Annotated in this window: 12 protein-coding genes and 1 pseudogene; 6 read left to right on the top strand and 7 right to left on the bottom strand. The window is 61.6% G+C overall.

Going from position 1 to position 16517, the window contains the following annotated elements:
- Positions 1 to 84: 84 nt before the first annotated feature.
- The 7 genes and pseudogenes from CAF73_RS30700 to gap form a co-directional block, all read right to left on the bottom strand.
- Positions 85 to 1092, bottom strand: a pseudogene (locus CAF73_RS30700) (HAMP domain-containing protein); the annotation flags it as partial.
- Between the two features lie 453 nt (positions 1093 to 1545).
- A complete protein-coding gene (locus CAF73_RS00725) occupies positions 1546 to 1941 on the bottom strand; it encodes a YbaN family protein (protein ID WP_085697155.1) in 396 nt (131 codons plus the stop codon).
- 180 nt (positions 1942 to 2121) lie between these two features.
- Complete coding sequence (locus tag CAF73_RS00720; protein ID WP_085701642.1) at positions 2122 to 2718, bottom strand: biliverdin-producing heme oxygenase; 597 nt, start codon at positions 2716 to 2718, stop codon at positions 2122 to 2124.
- 111 nt (positions 2719 to 2829) lie between these two features.
- Positions 2830 to 5415, bottom strand: coding sequence for a TonB-dependent receptor (locus tag CAF73_RS00715; protein WP_085701641.1), 2586 nt, complete (start codon positions 5413 to 5415; stop codon positions 2830 to 2832).
- A gap of 122 nt (positions 5416 to 5537) precedes the next feature.
- Entirely contained in the window at positions 5538 to 6503 is a 966-nt protein-coding gene (locus tag CAF73_RS00710; RefSeq protein ID WP_085701640.1) for a FecR domain-containing protein, read from the bottom strand.
- Positions 6504 to 6625: 122 nt separating this feature from the next.
- Positions 6626 to 7144 carry an RNA polymerase sigma factor gene (locus CAF73_RS00705; protein ID WP_085697151.1) on the bottom strand — a complete coding sequence of 173 codons (519 nt, stop codon included), beginning with the start codon at positions 7142 to 7144 and terminating at the stop codon, positions 6626 to 6628.
- A 190-nt stretch (positions 7145 to 7334) separates the two neighbouring features.
- Positions 7335 to 8336 (bottom strand): type I glyceraldehyde-3-phosphate dehydrogenase, encoded by a 1002-nt coding sequence (gene gap, locus CAF73_RS00700; RefSeq protein WP_007951174.1) that lies wholly within the window; start codon positions 8334 to 8336, stop codon positions 7335 to 7337.
- A gap of 221 nt (positions 8337 to 8557) precedes the next feature.
- On the opposite strand from gap, the gene edd reads away from it, so the two are divergent.
- The 6 genes from edd (at position 8558) to CAF73_RS00670 (ending at position 16481) form a co-directional block, all read left to right on the top strand.
- Positions 8558 to 10384: a phosphogluconate dehydratase gene (gene edd, locus CAF73_RS00695; protein ID WP_011335614.1), complete on the top strand. Its 1827-nt coding sequence runs from the start codon at positions 8558 to 8560 to the stop codon at positions 10382 to 10384.
- A complete protein-coding gene (locus CAF73_RS00690; RefSeq protein WP_085701639.1) occupies positions 10381 to 11334 on the top strand; it encodes a glucokinase in 954 nt (317 codons plus the stop codon). Before edd ends, CAF73_RS00690 begins: the two co-directional genes overlap by 4 nt.
- Before the next feature lie 172 nt (positions 11335 to 11506).
- Positions 11507 to 12238, top strand: a complete 732-nt coding sequence (locus tag CAF73_RS00685) for a response regulator (protein ID WP_085697149.1) — start codon at positions 11507 to 11509, stop codon at positions 12236 to 12238.
- A gap of 31 nt (positions 12239 to 12269) precedes the next feature.
- Positions 12270 to 13697, top strand: a complete 1428-nt coding sequence (locus CAF73_RS00680) for an ATP-binding protein (RefSeq protein ID WP_170929627.1) — start codon at positions 12270 to 12272, stop codon at positions 13695 to 13697.
- Between the two features lie 104 nt (positions 13698 to 13801).
- The gene (locus CAF73_RS00675) at positions 13802 to 15061 is read left to right on the top strand and encodes an AGE family epimerase/isomerase (RefSeq protein WP_085701637.1); all 1260 of its coding nucleotides are present in this window, start codon (positions 13802 to 13804) and stop codon (positions 15059 to 15061) included.
- Between the two features lie 118 nt (positions 15062 to 15179).
- Positions 15180 to 16481: an ABC transporter substrate-binding protein gene (locus CAF73_RS00670; protein WP_085701636.1), complete on the top strand. Its 1302-nt coding sequence runs from the start codon at positions 15180 to 15182 to the stop codon at positions 16479 to 16481.
- Positions 16482 to 16517 lie beyond the last annotated feature (36 nt).

Here is a 16517-nt window from a genome sequence, read left to right as displayed (position 1 = left end):
GGCGATCTCCGACGATTGATCGGCGGTGCCACGGGCTTCGGTGATGCTCTGTTTGATTTGGGCGATGGTCGGTTGCAGCTTGTCGAGGAAGCGGTTGAACCAGTTCACCAGTTCGCCCAGTTCATCCTTCTTGGTGTAGTTCAGGCGCTGGGTCAGGTCGCCTTCGCCGCTGGCGATGTTTTTCAGCATTTCGGCGACGCTGTTGATCGGACGGGTCACGCCCGAGGCGGTGAGCCAGATCAGTACCAGGCCGATCAGACCGGCGATCACGGCCACCGTCAGCGCGGTCATCAGGCCGGTTTGCTGAGCGTCGTCGAGCACCGCTTGCAGTTTGACCGAGTCGGCCAGCAGCACTTGTTTCGGCAAGTCGATGACCACGCCCCAGGCGCGGGAATTGCCGATCGGATCGACCGGGTAAACGGCGCGGATCAGATCGCCCTGTTCCAGAATCTTCGGCGTGCCGGCGCTCAGCAGTTGCAGGATGTCCTTGCCTTCGGTGCCGAGGGTTTCGGCGATGCCTTTGCCGACCTTGGTCGCGTCGGTGCTGTAGGCGCCCAACACGCCGCTGCCGGAGACAATCAGCATGTGCCCGGCACCGTTGAACAGTTCGCGCTGGGAACCCACGGCCGCCGCTTGCAGTGCATCAAGGGCGATGTCGACGCCGACCACGCCGATAGCCTTGCCATCCACCAGCAGCGGCACGGCAATGGTGGTCATGAGCATTTCCTTGCCGCCCACGGTGTCGGCGTAAGGGTCGAGCAGGCAGGTGCGCTTGTTGTCGCGAGGGCAGGTGTACCAGCTGTTGTAAGGCGTGCCGCTGACACTGAGGGTGGTCTTGTTCATGTCCTCTTCGACCATGATCGTGTTCAGCGCAGAACCGGCGGCGCGGCTCCAGTAGGTGGCGAAGCGCCCGGCTTCGTTGGACTGGCGCGCGGCGTCATTGACGAACTCGCTGTCCTTGCCGTCGAGGCCATTGGGTTCGAAGGCCAGCCAGATGCCGAGCACCTTGCTGTTGCGCTCGAACGCGGTTTTCAGGCTCAGGTTCAACTCTTCACGCAGGGCGCCGGCGTCCAGCGAACGCTTGGCGGCCATGACGCGCATGTCCTTGATCTGGTCGGCCAGCGCGGTAATCACCAGCAGGCTTTCGCCGAAGGTTTTCTGTACCTGCACCGCCTGTTCGGCCGCCTTGGCCTGCAGCAGGTTCTGCACGCTGGCGGTGAGCATCTTGCTGCTCGACTGGCTGACCAGTTCGTCGTTCTGGTTGGTCTGGTAGATATTGATGCCGACGATCAGCGCAACCACACCGAGCAGGCACAGGCCGGACAGCAGGACGATTTTCAGGCGTATGGACAGAGAGTCGAACATGGGACGTTCTCGCGAATGAATGAACTGTTGGCTGCGGGGCAGGGAGGAGCCCGGATCGCCAAATCCATTCAGCGCCATTCAATGCTCATCGGCGCGAGGCGAGAGTGCATGAGCGACATGCCGACGAACGGTCATGACTAAACGTTTGCGTGGGTAAAAGCCCTGAAAACAAGGGAAAAATCAGGAAATCTTCGGCAGCGTTTCCGGTCGCGACCAGATCCACAGGTTGCCCATCGTCATCCCTGCAATCGCCAGATAAATCGGCCAGCCGTGATCGAGCATCACCAGCATCAGGGTCGCGCACAGCAGCATGCTGACGGTGGCGCTGACCTTGGCCTTGCGGGCGATGATCTTGCCGTTGCGCCAGTTGCTCAGGATCGGCCCGAACAGCCGATGGTTTTCCAGCCAGGCACTCAGGCGCGGCGAGCTGCGGGTCGCGGCCCAGGCGGCGAGCAGGATGAACTCGGTGGTCGGCAGGCCGGGCACGACGATGGCGATCAGGCCGATACCGAGGCTGACATAGGCGAGCAGGCCAAACAGCAGGCGGGCGAGTCGGGAGGAGGCGGGTTGGGGCATGGGCTCGGGGGGAATGCGTGAGGCGAAATGGCAATCTTACAGACTTGTGCAGTTCCCTGTGGGAGCGAGCTTGCTCCGGGCGGCGCTCCGACGAAAGCGGTACGTCAGTCAACGATGATGTTGAATCTGACGGCCTCTTCGCGAGCAAGCTCGCTCCCACAATGGGCGGTCGGTGTCGCTTTAGGCCGGTTCGGCTTCTGTGGCGTAAGCCTGTTCCAGCAACACCGTGAAGCGGTTGAACGCATCGATCGCGCCTTGCTCCATTTCAGCTTCTTCTTCAGCGCTGAGTTGCAGCGAATCGAGGGTGCGCACGAAGCGCTTCCAGCCTTCGGCGCGACCACCTTCAGGCTCGCCCAGGTGACGGGCGCCGAAGGTTTCACTCAGGTCCAGGGCAACGGCGCGCTTGATCAGAAACGCAGCGCCGAGCTTGGAGCCTTCAGACACGAAGATCCAACCCAGGGCGCGGGCCTTGCTCGGGTTTTTCAGCGCACCGGCGACGGGTACGGGCACTTCGGTGTCGAGGTCCGCGAGGTCTGCCCTGGCCGCTTCGGCGCGGCAGCGGGCCGGCAGGTCAGGGACGATGGCGGTCAGTTCGGCATCGTTGTACAGCGACACCAGTTCCGACTGGAACAGGTACTGCGCGACCACGAAGCGGGCGAAGTTGGCGCGGTTCTCGAACGGCGCGTGGGCCTTGACCAGTGCATCGAGCTTGCTGTGCGGCTCGTGGGTGATCTGGTTCAAGCGTTGCGAACGCAGGGCTTTTTCCTGGGTGCTCATGAGATGTCCTTGAAAAGAAGAGGCGCTTGATAACGAGACGTACGGGCAAGCGCCGGACAGTAAAAAAACCTCACGGCGCGGCAATGCACGCGTGCCGTGAGGTCATCCGGATCAGATATCCCAGACCAGATTGATTGCGAAGTTGCGACCCGGCTGGGTCAGGCGATCGAGGTTGGCCGGTTGTGTCACCGAGGCTTCGCCGACACTGTCGTAACCGCGCACGTCGTCCCATAGCCAGTATTTCTTGTCGGTCAGGTTGTAAATGCCGCCGCTGATGGTGACGTCGTCAGTGACTTTGTAGAACCCGGTCAGATCGAGAATGCCGAAGCCCGGCGACTTGAACTGGCTGCTGACACCGTCCGGCGACTTGAAGTTGCTGTCGTCGACGCGATCCTTCTTCTTGACCACGGTCCAGCTCAGCAGGCCGCCGTAGTTGTCCTGGTCGTAACCGAGGCCGAATACGCCGGTCAGCGGATTGACGCTGTTCAACGGTTCGCCGTTGTCGTTGTTGCGTCCGTAGGCGTAGGCAATCGAACCCTGGGTGTACAGGCCTTGCGGCGCGCCGAAGGAATCCAGGTTCAGACGACCTTTGACTTCGGCACCCTTGATGGTGGCGTGCTTGATGTTGCTCGACTGGAACGTCAGCTCGTCGTAGCCCGGAGTGACGGCGTCTTCGTTGATGAAATCGCGGTACTTGTTATAGAACACCGCCACGTCGAACGAGCCTTGCTCGAAGTTGCCGCGCAGGCCGGTTTCATAGCTTTTGCTCTTTTCCGGTTCCAGGTCCGGGTTCGGCGCCACGTTGTAGCCGGTGGTGCTGTTTTCGAAGCGGCCGTACAGCGCTTTTGCGGTCGGGGTGCGGAAGCCTTCGGCGTACTGACCGTACCAGGTGTAGTTTTCGGTCAGGGCGTAGGTCAGGCCGAATTTCGGCGAGACTTTATGCCAGGTCTTGTTTTCGTCGCTGACCGTGCCGTTGCCGTCGGCGGCCACGGTGTTGAGGAACTCCTGGGTGATGTGCGGCTTGAGCCGGGTGTAGTCGTAGCGCAGGCCCGGCAGGAAGGTCCAGTTGTTCCAGCTGATCTGATCCTGGGCGAACAGGCTGTAGGTGTTGATGGTCGGGTCCGGGAAGTCGCTGGACTTCTTCAGTACGTCAGCCGCGCTGGTAGCGCCGATGGCGGTGCAGCCGCGACCGACCGCCAGGCACTTGCCGTCGCCGCTGCGCGAGCCGGTGACTTTCTGCTGCTTGAGGGTGGTGCCGTAAGTCAGCACATGATCGGTGTCACCGATGGCGAATGCCTTGTCCAGTTGCGCGTCGAAGACCCACTGTTTCTCCTCGTAGATCGTGTCGCGGGTACGCAGCACTTTACGGGTGATGGGGTAGTAGAACTCGTCGGTGCTCTGGTCGGTCTTGGCGGTCTGGTGGTTGAGGCTCCACTTCACGTTGTCCGCCAGCAGGCTGTCGAGTTCGAAGCTGTGCTCCAGACCGAAACGCTCGCGGGTGATGGTGTCGTTGCCGGTACGCCACTGGTACATGCCGCCGGGCAGCACGCTGTTCGGGATCGTCGGGGCACCGTTGAAGTACGGTCCGCCGTAGGCGCTTTTCTGATCGGTGTCGCGATCATCCTTGTACTTTTCATAGGTCAGGCCCAGGCGCGAACCTTCGTTGTAGTTCCAGCCGATCTTGGCCAGCACGTTGGTGGCTTTGACGTCCTCCGGGTTGGCGGCGGTGCGCTCAAGACCGGTGGCGTTGTTGCTGCCGTAGGAATCGGTTTCGTGACCGTCGCGCTGGCTGTAGTGCAGCAAGCCGTCGAACTGGTCGGCGCGACCGGCGAAGGTGGCGGATTTCAGCCAGCTTTCATCGGCGGAGCTGTAGCCGGTTTTCAGGCGGGCGCCGACGTCTTTGCCGGGCTTGATGATGTCGTCCGGATCGAGGGTGTAGTAGCTGACGGCGCCGCCGATGGCGTTGCTGCCGTACAGCACCGAGGCCGGGCCACGGAGGATTTCGACGCGTCTGATGATTTCCGGGTCGACGTAATTGCGCTGGGTTTTGGCGTACGGACCATTGAAGAAACCGTCCGGCACTTCGACACCGTCGACCTGAGTCAGGATGCGGTCGCCGTCGATCCCGCGAATGTTGTAACCGCTGATTCCTCCACGCTGGCCGGCGCCGCCCACGGACACGCCCGGCTCATAGCGCACCAGATCCTTGATGGTGTTGACGTTGTTGCGGTCGAGTTCTTCGCGGGTGTGCACGGTGACGGTGCTGGGCACGCTGTTCACCGACTGTGCCTTACGGGTGGCGCTGATGGTCACCTGATCGAGGTTAAGTGCGCCGCTGCTGGCGCGTTTTTCCAGCACGACGTTGTTGTTGCTCAGTTTGCGGAAGCTCAGGTTGGTCCCCACCAACAGACGCTCCAGGGCTTTTTCCGGTGGCAGCGAACCGCGCACGCCCGGCGACGATACGTCCTGACCCAGTTGCGCCGGCAAACCGACCTGCCAGCCCGTGACGGCGGTGAACGCATTGAGCGCCGACACCAACGGCTGCTGGGCAATGGCGAACGAGTAATCGCCCATGTTGCGCGTCGGTTGTTCGGTGGCGGCCATCAGCGGCGCGGTGCCGGCCATCAGGATGGCGGCGGTCAGCAGCGACAGCACGCGGGAAGGGGAAGAAGTCTGGCGGGTAAGGCGTGAGGACATCGATAGCGCTCCGTGTCGCACGAATCTTTATAGGTGCTGATTGATCTCGCGAGATGCGAATCAATTGCATTGGCTATAACGAGACGAACGAGCTTTGGCTATCGAGTAAAAATAATTCTCATTTAGTTCAAAATCACCAGCGCCGGGAATTCCTGAAGCTTGGCCGAGGTGATGTGAGCAAGCGAACGCACTGCGTCCAGCGGCTGGTCGAGGCGGTAATTGCCGGTGACGGCGACGTCGGCCAACCGTTCGCTGGTGTTGATGATGAAGCCCGGATAGTAGCGGCGCAGTTCCGCCAGCACTTGGCTCAGCGGGCAGTTCTCGAAGATCAGCCGACCCTGTACCCAGGCCAGATCGGTGGCGGCGTCGACCTTGGCCGGGCGGTCGAAACCGTTCGGGCCGATGCGGATGCTTTCCCCGGCGGACAGCCGCACACGGGCATCGTCACGGGTAGCACGCAGATCGACATCGCCGCGCTGCACGCGCACCTGCGCCACGCCGTCCAGATAACGCACGGCGAATGCGGTGTCGCGCACGCTGGCTTTCACCGGGCCGGCATCGATTTCCAGCGGCTGGCTGCGGCTGGCCGGGATCTCGAAAAACGCTTCGCCCTGATACAGCCGCGCGACTCGCTGCTGATCGTTGATCGTGCTGGAGAACGCGGAATTGGTGTTGAGCAGGACTTTCGAACCGTCCTCAAGCTGCAGGCGCTGACGCTCGCCGACCACGGTCAGGTGATCGGCCTGCAAACGCATCGGCAGGTTGCTGAAATTGAACAGGCCGAGCAGCAGCACGGCGGCGGTGGCCAGCGGTTTCCAGTGCGGACGCAAACGAGTGAGGACGGGGACTTTCTTCGGTTTGGCTGCGAGGTTCTTCGCGCACTGGGCTATCTGCGGACCGTCCCAGATCGCCTGGGCCTTGGCGAACGCCTCGCCATTCAACGGATCGGCCGCCAGCCAGGCATGGAATTGCCGGGTCTGCTCCTCGTCCGGACTGCCGAGCACGATGAGCCAGTCCAGCGCCTGGTCCATTGCACTTGCGGCGTCCTGCGCCGATGCAGGCGAAGGGGAGCGGTGGATGTCCGTCACGGTGTTTCCTCGGCAGTGTCTGTGCACGGCTGTTTTTTTGGTGAAGCGTAAAAGTCGGGCAAGGGTAACAAAGCCCGATGATCAGTGCAGTCGATCCTGTCCAATACCGACAAGGCTGCCGATCAGTCGCCATTCAAGCGTTCGGCGACACCGATGCAGATGGTCATGATCAGTTTGAGTTCTTTCTGCACCGTGCTGAGGGAAACGCTCAGTTCTTCGGCGATTTCCTGATAGCTGCGCCCGTGCAGGCGGCTGAGGATGAAGATTTGCTGCTGGCGGGGGCTGAGTTCACCGAGGCTCACGTTCAGGCGCTCCAGCAATTGTTCGGCGTGGGCGGCGTCTTCGGCGCTGCTGGCGGGGGCGGCGACGCTGTGCACCACGTCCTGCGGCACGTCGTCGACCATGGTTCGCGATTGAATCTTGCGCGCACGCAAATGGTCCAGCGCCAGATTGCGCGCGGTCTGGAAAACAAAGGGTTCAAGGTGATCGATGTCCCGCTCGCTCAGCGCCCGGGTGACGCGCAGGTAGGTTTCCTGCAGCAGGTCTTCGGCGGTGCTGTGGTTGTTGACCATGCGTTCCAGCGTTCGCAGCAGTGAAGTGCGCTGGGCGAGGAAAACGTGATTGAACTGCGAATGACTCACGGGAGGACCTGATCCGTTTCGAGCGAATGATAATGCTTATCATCCGCCGGAGTGGTCAAGTGTTGATTTCAGATTGAGATCAAAAAACTGTGGGAGGGGATTTGCTCGCGAAGGCGTCGTGTCAGGCAATTAAATGTCGACTGACCTGCCGCTTTCGCGAACAAGCTCGATCCCACTGGTGGATAGCTGTTTATTCCGCGTTGCACAGCGCCAGGCAGTTATCGAGCATGCGGTTGGAGAAGCCCCACTCGTTGTCGTACCAGGCCAGCACTTTCAGCAGCTTGCCGCTGGATTTGGTGTGGTTGGCGTCGAAGATCGACGACAGCGGGTTGTGATTGAAATCGCTCGAGACCAGCGGCAGGGTGTTGTAGCCGAGGATCTTCGAATGCTGGCTCGCGGCTTTCATCAGTGCATTGACTTCATCGGCCGAGGCTTCGCGCTTCAGCTGTACGGTCAGGTCAACCAGCGACACATTGATCACCGGTACGCGCACGGCCATGCCGGTCAGTTTGCCCGCCAGTTCCGGCAGCACCAGGCCCACAGCTTCGGCAGCGCCGGTCTTGCTCGGGATCATGTTCTGGGTGGCGGAGCGCGCGCGGTACGGGTCGGTGTGATAGACGTCGGTCAGGTTCTGGTCGTTGGTGTAGGCGTGAATCGTGGTCATCAGACCGCTTTCGATGCCCAGTTCGCGGTGCAGCACCTGGGCCACCGGCGCCAGGCAGTTGGTGGTGCAAGACGCGTTGGAAATGATCTGGTGCGACTGGCGCAGAATGTCGTGGTTCACACCATAAACGACGGTGGCATCGGCGCCTTTGGCCGGGGCCGAGATAATCACTTTGCGTGCGCCGGCGGTAATATGCGCGGCGGCTTTGGCCCGGTCGGTGAACAGACCGGTGCATTCGAACACCACATCAATCTTTTCCGCGGCCCATGGCAGGTCGGCCGGGTTGCGGATGGCGCTGACCGAAATGCGGTCGCCGTTGACGGTCAGGCTCTCGTTGTCATGAGCAACTTCGGCGTCGAATGTGCCATGAACGGTGTCGTACTTGAGCAGATGCGCATTGATCGCGCTGTCGCCCAGATCGTTGATGGCGACGATCTGCAAATCCTGACGATAGCCCTGGGTATACAGTGCACGCAGGACATTACGGCCGATGCGGCCAAAACCATTGATTGCGATTCGAAGAGTCATTGAGCAGCGCCGCCGTCGTTTTGTTGTTGGAATTACAAGATTATTCGCATAAAAATAGAAAACAAGCCTTTTTAGTGGCAATATTTTGTTTTATCTACAACGAGTGACCTGAATCAACTGGTCCGAATGATCAAGAAAACCGCCCGTCATCCCATGCGTGCGGGCTCCTTGATCAGCATAGACAATCAGGTCGCCACATCCGTTAGCCTGGAGTTCTAAACATGCATCCCCGCGTTCTTGAGGTCACCGAACGGCTTATCGCCCGCAGCCGCGCCACGCGTCAGGCTTACCTTGCGCTGATTCGCGGCGCTGCAACTGACGGGCCGATGCGCGGCAAGCTGCAATGCGCCAACTTCGCCCACGGCGTGGCCGGATGTGGCAGCGAAGACAAGCACAGCCTGCGGATGATGAACTCGGCAAACATCGCAATTGTTTCGTCATATAACGACATGCTCTCGGCGCACCAGCCGTATGAAGTCTTCCCGGAACAGATCAAGAACGCCCTGCGCGAAATCGGCTCGGTCGGCCAGTTCGCCGGCGGCACGCCTGCGATGTGCGACGGCGTGACCCAGGGCGAGCCCGGCATGGAACTGAGCCTGCCGAGCCGCGAAGTGATCGCCATGTCGACGGCGGTGGCGCTGTCCCACAACATGTTCGACGGCGCGCTGATGCTCGGCATCTGCGACAAGATCGTGCCGGGCCTGATGATGGGCTCGCTGCGTTTCGGTCACCTGCCGACGATTTTCGTTCCGGGCGGGCCGATGGTCTCGGGGATTTCCAACAAGGAAAAAGCCGACGTGCGGCAGAAGTACGCCGAAGGCAAGGCGACCCGCGAAGAGCTGCTGGAATCGGAAATGAAGTCCTACCACAGCCCGGGCACCTGCACGTTCTACGGCACCGCCAACACCAACCAGTTGCTGATGGAAGTCATGGGCCTGCACTTGCCGGGCGCCTCCTTCGTCAACCCGAACACGCCGCTGCGTGAAGCCCTGACCCGCGAAGCCGCGCATCAGGTCACCCGTCTGACCAAGCAGAACGGCAACTTCCTGCCGATCGGCGAAATCGTCGACGAGAAGGCGCTGGTCAACTCGATCGTCGCGTTGCACGCCACCGGCGGTTCGACCAACCACACCCTGCACATGCCGGCCATCGCCATGGCGGCGGGCATTCAACTGACCTGGCAGGACATGGCCGACCTCTCCGAAGTCGTGCCGACCCTGAGCCACGTCTATCCGAACGGCAAGGCTGACATCAACCACTTCCAGGCCGCCGGCGGCATGTCGTTCCTGATCCGCGAACTGCTCGAAGCCGGCCTGCTGCACGAAGACGTCAACACCGTGCTCGGCCACGGTTTGAGCCAGTACACCAAAGAGCCGTTCCTCGATAACGGCAAGCTGGTGTGGCGCGAAGGCCCGACCGAAAGTCTCGACGAAAACATCCTGCGTCCGGTGGCTCGTGCGTTCTCGGCAGAGGGTGGCTTGCGGGTGATGGAAGGGAACCTCGGTCGCGGGGTGATGAAGGTGTCCGCCGTCGCGCTGGAAAACCAGATCGTCGAAGCGCCGGCCATGGTGTTCCAGGATCAACAGGATCTGGCCGACGCCTTCAAGGCCGGTCTTCTGGAGAAGGATTTCGTCGCGGTGATGCGCTTCCAGGGCCCGCGCTCCAACGGCATGCCGGAACTGCACAAGATGACGCCGTTTCTCGGCGTGCTGCAGGATCGCGGCTTCAAGGTTGCGCTGGTGACCGACGGACGCATGTCCGGCGCCTCGGGGAAAATCCCGGCGGCGATTCACGTCAGTCCGGAAGCTTATGTGGGTGGCGCTTTGGCGCGCGTGCAAGAGGGCGATATCATCCGCGTCGATGGCGTCAAAGGCACTTTGGAACTCAAGGTGGACGCCGCCGAATTCGCAGCGCGCGAACCCGCCAAAGGCCTGTTGGGCAACAACATCGGCAGCGGTCGCGAACTGTTTGGCTTCATGCGTTTGGCCTTCAGCTCGGCGGAGCAGGGCGCCAGCGCCTTCACTTCTGCCCTGGAGACGCTTAATTGAAACTGGCTTTGGTCGGTGACATCGGAGGCACCAACGCGCGGTTTGCGTTGTGGAAAGATCAGCAGCTCGAATCGGTTCAGGTGCTGGCCACCGCCGGCCATGCCAGCCCGGAAGAGGCGATCAGCCTCTACCTGAGCGGGCTGGGTCTGGCGCCGGGTGCCATCGGTTCGGTGTGCCTGTCGGTGGCGGGGCCGGTGAGCGGTGATGAATTCAAGTTCACCAATAACCACTGGCGCCTGAGTCGCAAGGCGTTCTGCCAGACCTTGCAGGTTGAGCAGTTGTTGCTGGTCAACGACTTCTCGGCGATGGCGCTGGGCATGACCCGTTTGCAGCCCGGCGAATTCCGCGTGGTCTGCGAAGGCGAGCCGGAGCCATTGCGCCCGGCAGTGGTCATCGGCCCGGGCACCGGTCTGGGCGTCGGCACGTTGCTTGATCTCGGTGAAGGGCGGTTCGCCGCGTTGCCGGGAGAGGGCGGTCACGTCGATCTGCCGCTGAGCAGCCCGCGCGAAACCCAGCTCTGGCAGCACATCTACAACGAAATCGGCCACGTCAGCGCGGAAACCGCGTTGAGCGGCGGCGGCTTGCCGCGGGTGTACCGTGCGATCTGCGCGGTGGACGGGCATGAACCGAAACTCGACACGCCGGAAGCCATCACTGCGGCAGGCCTTGCGGGCGACCCGATTGCCCTGGAAGTGCTGGAGCAATTCTGCTGCTGGCTTGGTCGCGTGGCCGGCAACAACGTGCTGACCGTTGGCGGCCGTGGCGGGGTGTACATCGTGGGTGGCGTGATTCCGCGTTTCGCCGATTTCTTCCTCGAAAGCGGTTTCGCCCGCAGCTTCGCCGACAAGGGCTGCATGAGCGATTACTTCAAGGGCATTCCGGTGTGGCTGGTGACGGCGCCGTACTCGGGGCTTGTCGGTGCAGGAGTGGCGCTCGAGCAGGAAGGCTGAAGATCGTTCCCACGTCGGGGCGTCGAACCGTCCGCGTGGGAATGCAGCCCGTGACGCTCTGCGTCACTGGACGCGGAGCGTCCCTTGATACATTCCCACGCAGAGCGTGGGAACGATCGGTCTACACATCAGGCATAATCCGCCCAATTCCAACAACAAGGATGCCTTCGAAGTGAGCTCAGTCAACAAGTCGATTTTGTTGGTCGATGACGACCAGGAGATACGCGAGTTGCTGGAAACCTACCTGACCCGCGCGGGTTTTCAGGTACGGGCCACGGCGGATGGCGCCGGTTTTCGTCAGGCGCTGAACGAAGCGCCGAGCGATCTGGTGATCCTCGATGTGATGCTGCCCGATGAAGACGGCTTCAGCCTGTGCCGCTGGGTGCGCCAGCATCCGCGTCAGGCCCAGGTGCCGATCATCATGCTCACCGCCAGTTCCGACGAAGCCGACCGGGTCATTGGCCTGGAACTCGGCGCCGACGATTACCTCGGCAAACCTTTCAGCCCCCGCGAACTGCAAGCCCGGATCAAGGCCCTGCTGCGTCGCGCCCAGTTCGGTCAGGAGCGCGGCGGCAGTGAAGTGCTGGCGTTCGATGAGTGGCGGCTGGATATGGTCAGCCATCGACTGTTTCACACCGACGGCGAGGAAGTGATTCTGTCCGGCGCCGACTTCGCTCTGCTGAAACTGTTCCTCGACCACCCTCAGGAAATCCTCGACCGCGACACCATCGGCAACGCCACCCGTGGCCGCGATCTGATGCCCCTCGACCGCATCGTCGACATGGCCGTCAGCCGTTTGCGCCAGCGTCTGCGCGACACCGAAAAGCCGCCACGGCTGATCCGCACCGTGCGTGGCAGCGGCTACCAGCTGGCAGCCAATGTGGTTGCCGGCAATGGTCACTGAGTTCCTGCGCAACACTGCACGCAAAGTGCCGATGCCGCGTTCGCTGCTTGGACGGATGTTGCTGCTGACGTTGCTCGCGGTGTTGTTCGCCCAGACCCTGTCCAGCGTGATCTGGGTGTCCCAGTTGCGTGCGACCCAGCTCGAAGGCCTGGTCACCAGCGCCCGCAGCCTCGCCCATTCGATGACCGCCAGCGTCAGTTATTTCCGCTCGTTGCCGGTGGCTTACCGGCCTTTGGTGCTCGATCAGTTGCGCAGCATGGGCGGCACCCGATTTGTGGTGACGCTGAACGACAAACCGCTGGGCATGGAAGTGTTGCCGGTTACACCGCGCAAGGCAGCGGTGCTTCAAGCGGTGGACGAAGTGTTGCGTCAGTCGTTGGGCCAGGACACTGACATTCTGGTGACCTTCGTCAGCCCCGATGACCTGCGTATCTTCAACGCCGGGTTGAAACTCGACGAGCTGCCACGCTCCTGGGCGCACTACGCGCTGACCCTGGAACCGGTGAATCCGCCGGTGCTGGTGACCCAGATTCAGTTGGCGCCCGGTGAATGGCTGTACATTGCCTCGCTGCTGCCCGAGCCCTACACCAGTCTTGAAGAGCAAGGCCTGCCGACCCAGCAGGTGTGGTTCATTGTGTTCACCAGCGGATTTCTGTTGCTGTTCATCGGCTTGCTGGTGCACTGGCAGAGTCGGCCGCTCAAGCGTCTGGCGCGGGCGGCGCGGGACTTGTCGCTGGGTGCCGACGTCGAGCCGGTGGCCGAGGGCGGCGGCAGCGAAGTGGTCGAAGTGGGCCGCGCGTTCAACACCATGCGCGAACGGATCAGCCGTTACCTGACCGAGCGCAGTCAGTTGTTCAGCGCGATTTCCCATGACCTTCGTACCCCGATCACCCGCCTGCGTCTGCGGGTCGAACTGCTCGAAGACGAACAACTGCAAACCAAGTTTGGCCGTGACCTGGATGAGCTGGAGCTGCTGGTCAAGGGTGCGCTGCAATGCGTCAAAGACACCGACATCCACGAAAACATTGAGCCGGTGGATCTCAATCATGTGCTCGACTGCCTGGTGGAGCCGTATCTGGCGCCCAACGGCAATGGCCGTGTAACCCAGCAGGGACGGGCATTAGCAGCGTATCCGGGCAAGCCGTTGGCGCTCAAGCGCTGTATCGGCAACCTGATCGACAATGCACTGAAGTACGGGCAGAAAGCTCATCTGCATATCGATGACGATGAGAGTGCATTCGTGCTGCATGTCGATGACGAAGGGCCTGGCGTGCCGGAGCAGCGGCTGGAGCAGGTATTCGAGCCGCACTTCCGGTTGGCGGGGCAGCAGCAGGGGTATGGGCTCGGGTTAGGGATCGCCCGCAACATTGCTCATAGCCATGGCGGTGAAGTGACGTTGCAGAATCTGCGTGAGGGCGGATTGCGGGTGACCCTGCAATTGCCGCGTTCGGCGGATTGATCTGAATGTAACCGATCGGTGACAAAACCCGCCCCCTTCGTTACAAGTCCACCTCGGCCCGTTGTTTAGACTCCCCGCAGTCATAACAACAAAAAAGGCCACCCATGGATCACTTCAATCCGGACTTCAGCAGTTGGCTGAACGCCCCTGCCCACCAGCAATGGCTTGCCGACGAAGGCCTGCGTCTGCTGGCATTTGCCAAGGCTTCACGATTGCCCGAAGGCTTCGGCAATCTTGATGAGCGCGGCCAGCTCCAGGTTGGCGCGCAAGCCGAAACCATGAACACCGCGCGCATGACCCATAGCTTCGCCATGGCCCATATTCAGGGCCTGCCGGGCTTTGCCGAGCTGGTCGATCACGGCATCGCGGCCCTGCGCGGTCCGTTGCGCGATGCGCTGCACGGCGGCTGGTTCGCCGTCGCTGAACATCGTGACGGCAACACCGGCAAGAACGCTTATCTGCATGCTTTCGTCGCCTTGGCGGCCAGCTCCGCCGTGGTCGCGCAACGCCCCGGCGCCCAAGCGTTGCTGGATGACGCCATCGACATCATCGACACCTATTTCTGGAGCGAAGAAGAGGGCGCCATGCGCGAGTTCTTCAATCGCGACTGGCGCGAAGAGGAAGCCTATCGCGGCGCCAACAGCAACATGCACGCCACTGAAGCCTTCCTGGCGCTGGCCGATGCCACAGAAGATCCGCGCTGGCTGGTGCGTGCGCAGCGCATCGTCGAACGGGTGATTCACGGTCACGCCGCTGCCAACGATTACCTGGTGATCGAGCATTTCGACCGCGACTGGCAGCCACTGCGCGAATACAACCAGGACAATCCCGCCGACGGTTTCCGTCCCTACGGCACCACGCCGGGCCATGGTTTCGAGTGGGCGCGGCTGTTACTGCACCTCGAAGCCGCGCGGGTTCAGGCCGGCATGCTCACGCCAGGCTGGCTCGCCACCGATGCGCAAAAGCTGTTCGAGCAAAACTGCCGCCATGGCTGGGACGTCGACGGTGCGCCGGGCATCGTTTACACCCTCGACTGGAACAACAAAGCGGTGGTGCGCCATCGCCTGCACTGGACTCACGCCGAGGCCAGCGCTGCCGCCAGTGCCTTGCTCAAACGCACCGGCGATGCGCAGTACGAAACCTGGTACCGCCTGTTCTGGGAATTCTGCGAAGCGAATTTCATCGACCGCTGCGACGGCAGCTGGCATCACGAACTCGACCCGCAAAACCGTCCAAGTGCCGATATCTGGGCGGGCAAACCGGATCTGTACCACGCCTGGCAGGCGGTTCTGATTCCGCGTCTGCCGCTGGCGCCGAGCATGGCCAGTGCTCTGGCACAGCTTTCACGAAGCGTTCCTGTGTAACCATGTGGTGACATTCGCGCGTCCCTTCGTTACCTGCGAGGGGAAACGCTCTGTTTAAACTCGTGTGCAGCGCAAGCACCAGACTTGCATGCATAACAACAAGAAAGGTACATCTCAGATGAATGCGATTTCTCGCCTCGCTACTGTCATTTCTGTCGCCTCCCTGTTCCCGCTCGCTGTGCTGCCCCTGAGTGTTTCCGCTGCCGAATCCAAAGGTTCGGTGGAAGTCGTGCATTGGTGGACGTCCGGTGGCGAAAAAGCCGCCGTCGATGTGCTCAAGGCTCAAGTCGAGAAAGACGGCTTCACCTGGAAAGACGGCGCTGTCGCCGGCGGTGGCGGTGCGACTGCCATGACCGTGCTGAAAAGCCGCGCGGTGGCCGGCAACCCGCCGGGCGTTGCCCAGATCAAAGGCCCGGACATCCAGGAATGGGCGTCGACCGGTCTGCTCGACACTGACGTGCTGAAGGACGTTTCCAAGTCCGAGAAGTGGGACAGCCTGCTCGACAAGAAAGTCTCCGACACCGTGAAGTTCGAAGGTGATTACGTGGCCGTGCCGGTGAACATTCACCGGGTGAACTGGCTGTGGATCAACCCGGAAGTCTTCAAGAAAGCCGGTATCGAAAAAGCCCCGACCACCCTCGAAGAGTTCTACGCCGCCGGCGACAAGCTGAAAGCGGCGGGCTTCATCCCGCTGGCTCACGGTGGTCAGCCATGGCAGGACAGCACCGTGTTCGAAGCGGTCGTGCTGTCGGTGATGGGCGTTGATGGTTACAAGAAAGCCCTGGTCGACCTGGACAACGCTGCCCTGACCGGCCCGGAAATGGTCAAGGCCCTGACCGAGCTGAAGAAAGTCGCGACCTACATGGACGTCGACGGCAAAGGTCAGGACTGGAACCTGGAAGCGGCCAAGGTCATCAACGGCAAGGCCGGCATGCAGATCATGGGTGACTGGGCCAAATCCGAATGGACCGCCGCCAAGAAAGTCGCCGGCAAGGACTACGAGTGCGTAGCTTTCCCGGGCACCGACAAGGCGTTCACCTACAACATCGACTCGCTGGCCGTGTTCAAGCAGAAGGACGCGGGCACCGCGGCCGGTCAGCAGGACATCGCCAAAGTCGTGCTGGGTGAAAACTTCCAGAAAGTCTTCAGCATCAACAAGGGCTCGATCCCGGTGCGTAACGACATGCTCGCCGACATGGGCAAGTACGGTTTCGACTCGTGCGCCCAGACCGCTGCCAAGGACTTCCTCGCAGATTCCAAGAATGGCGGCCTGCAGCCGAGCATGGCGCACAACATGGCGACCACGCTGGCGGTGCAGGGTGCGTTCTTTGATGTCGTGACCAACTACATCAACGACCCGAAAGCCGACCCGGCCGACGCTGCCAAAAAACTCGGCACCGCCATCAAGGCTGCCAAGTAACGTCAGCGTAGAGCAGCTGCAGGCTTGAGGTCGCGC

The organism is Pseudomonas sp. B15(2017), from assembly GCF_002113215.1.
Classification (GTDB): Bacteria; Pseudomonadota; Gammaproteobacteria; order Pseudomonadales; family Pseudomonadaceae; genus Aquipseudomonas.
Note: the sequence above shows the minus strand (reverse complement) of the source record. Positions and strands in the feature narration are given on the sequence as shown.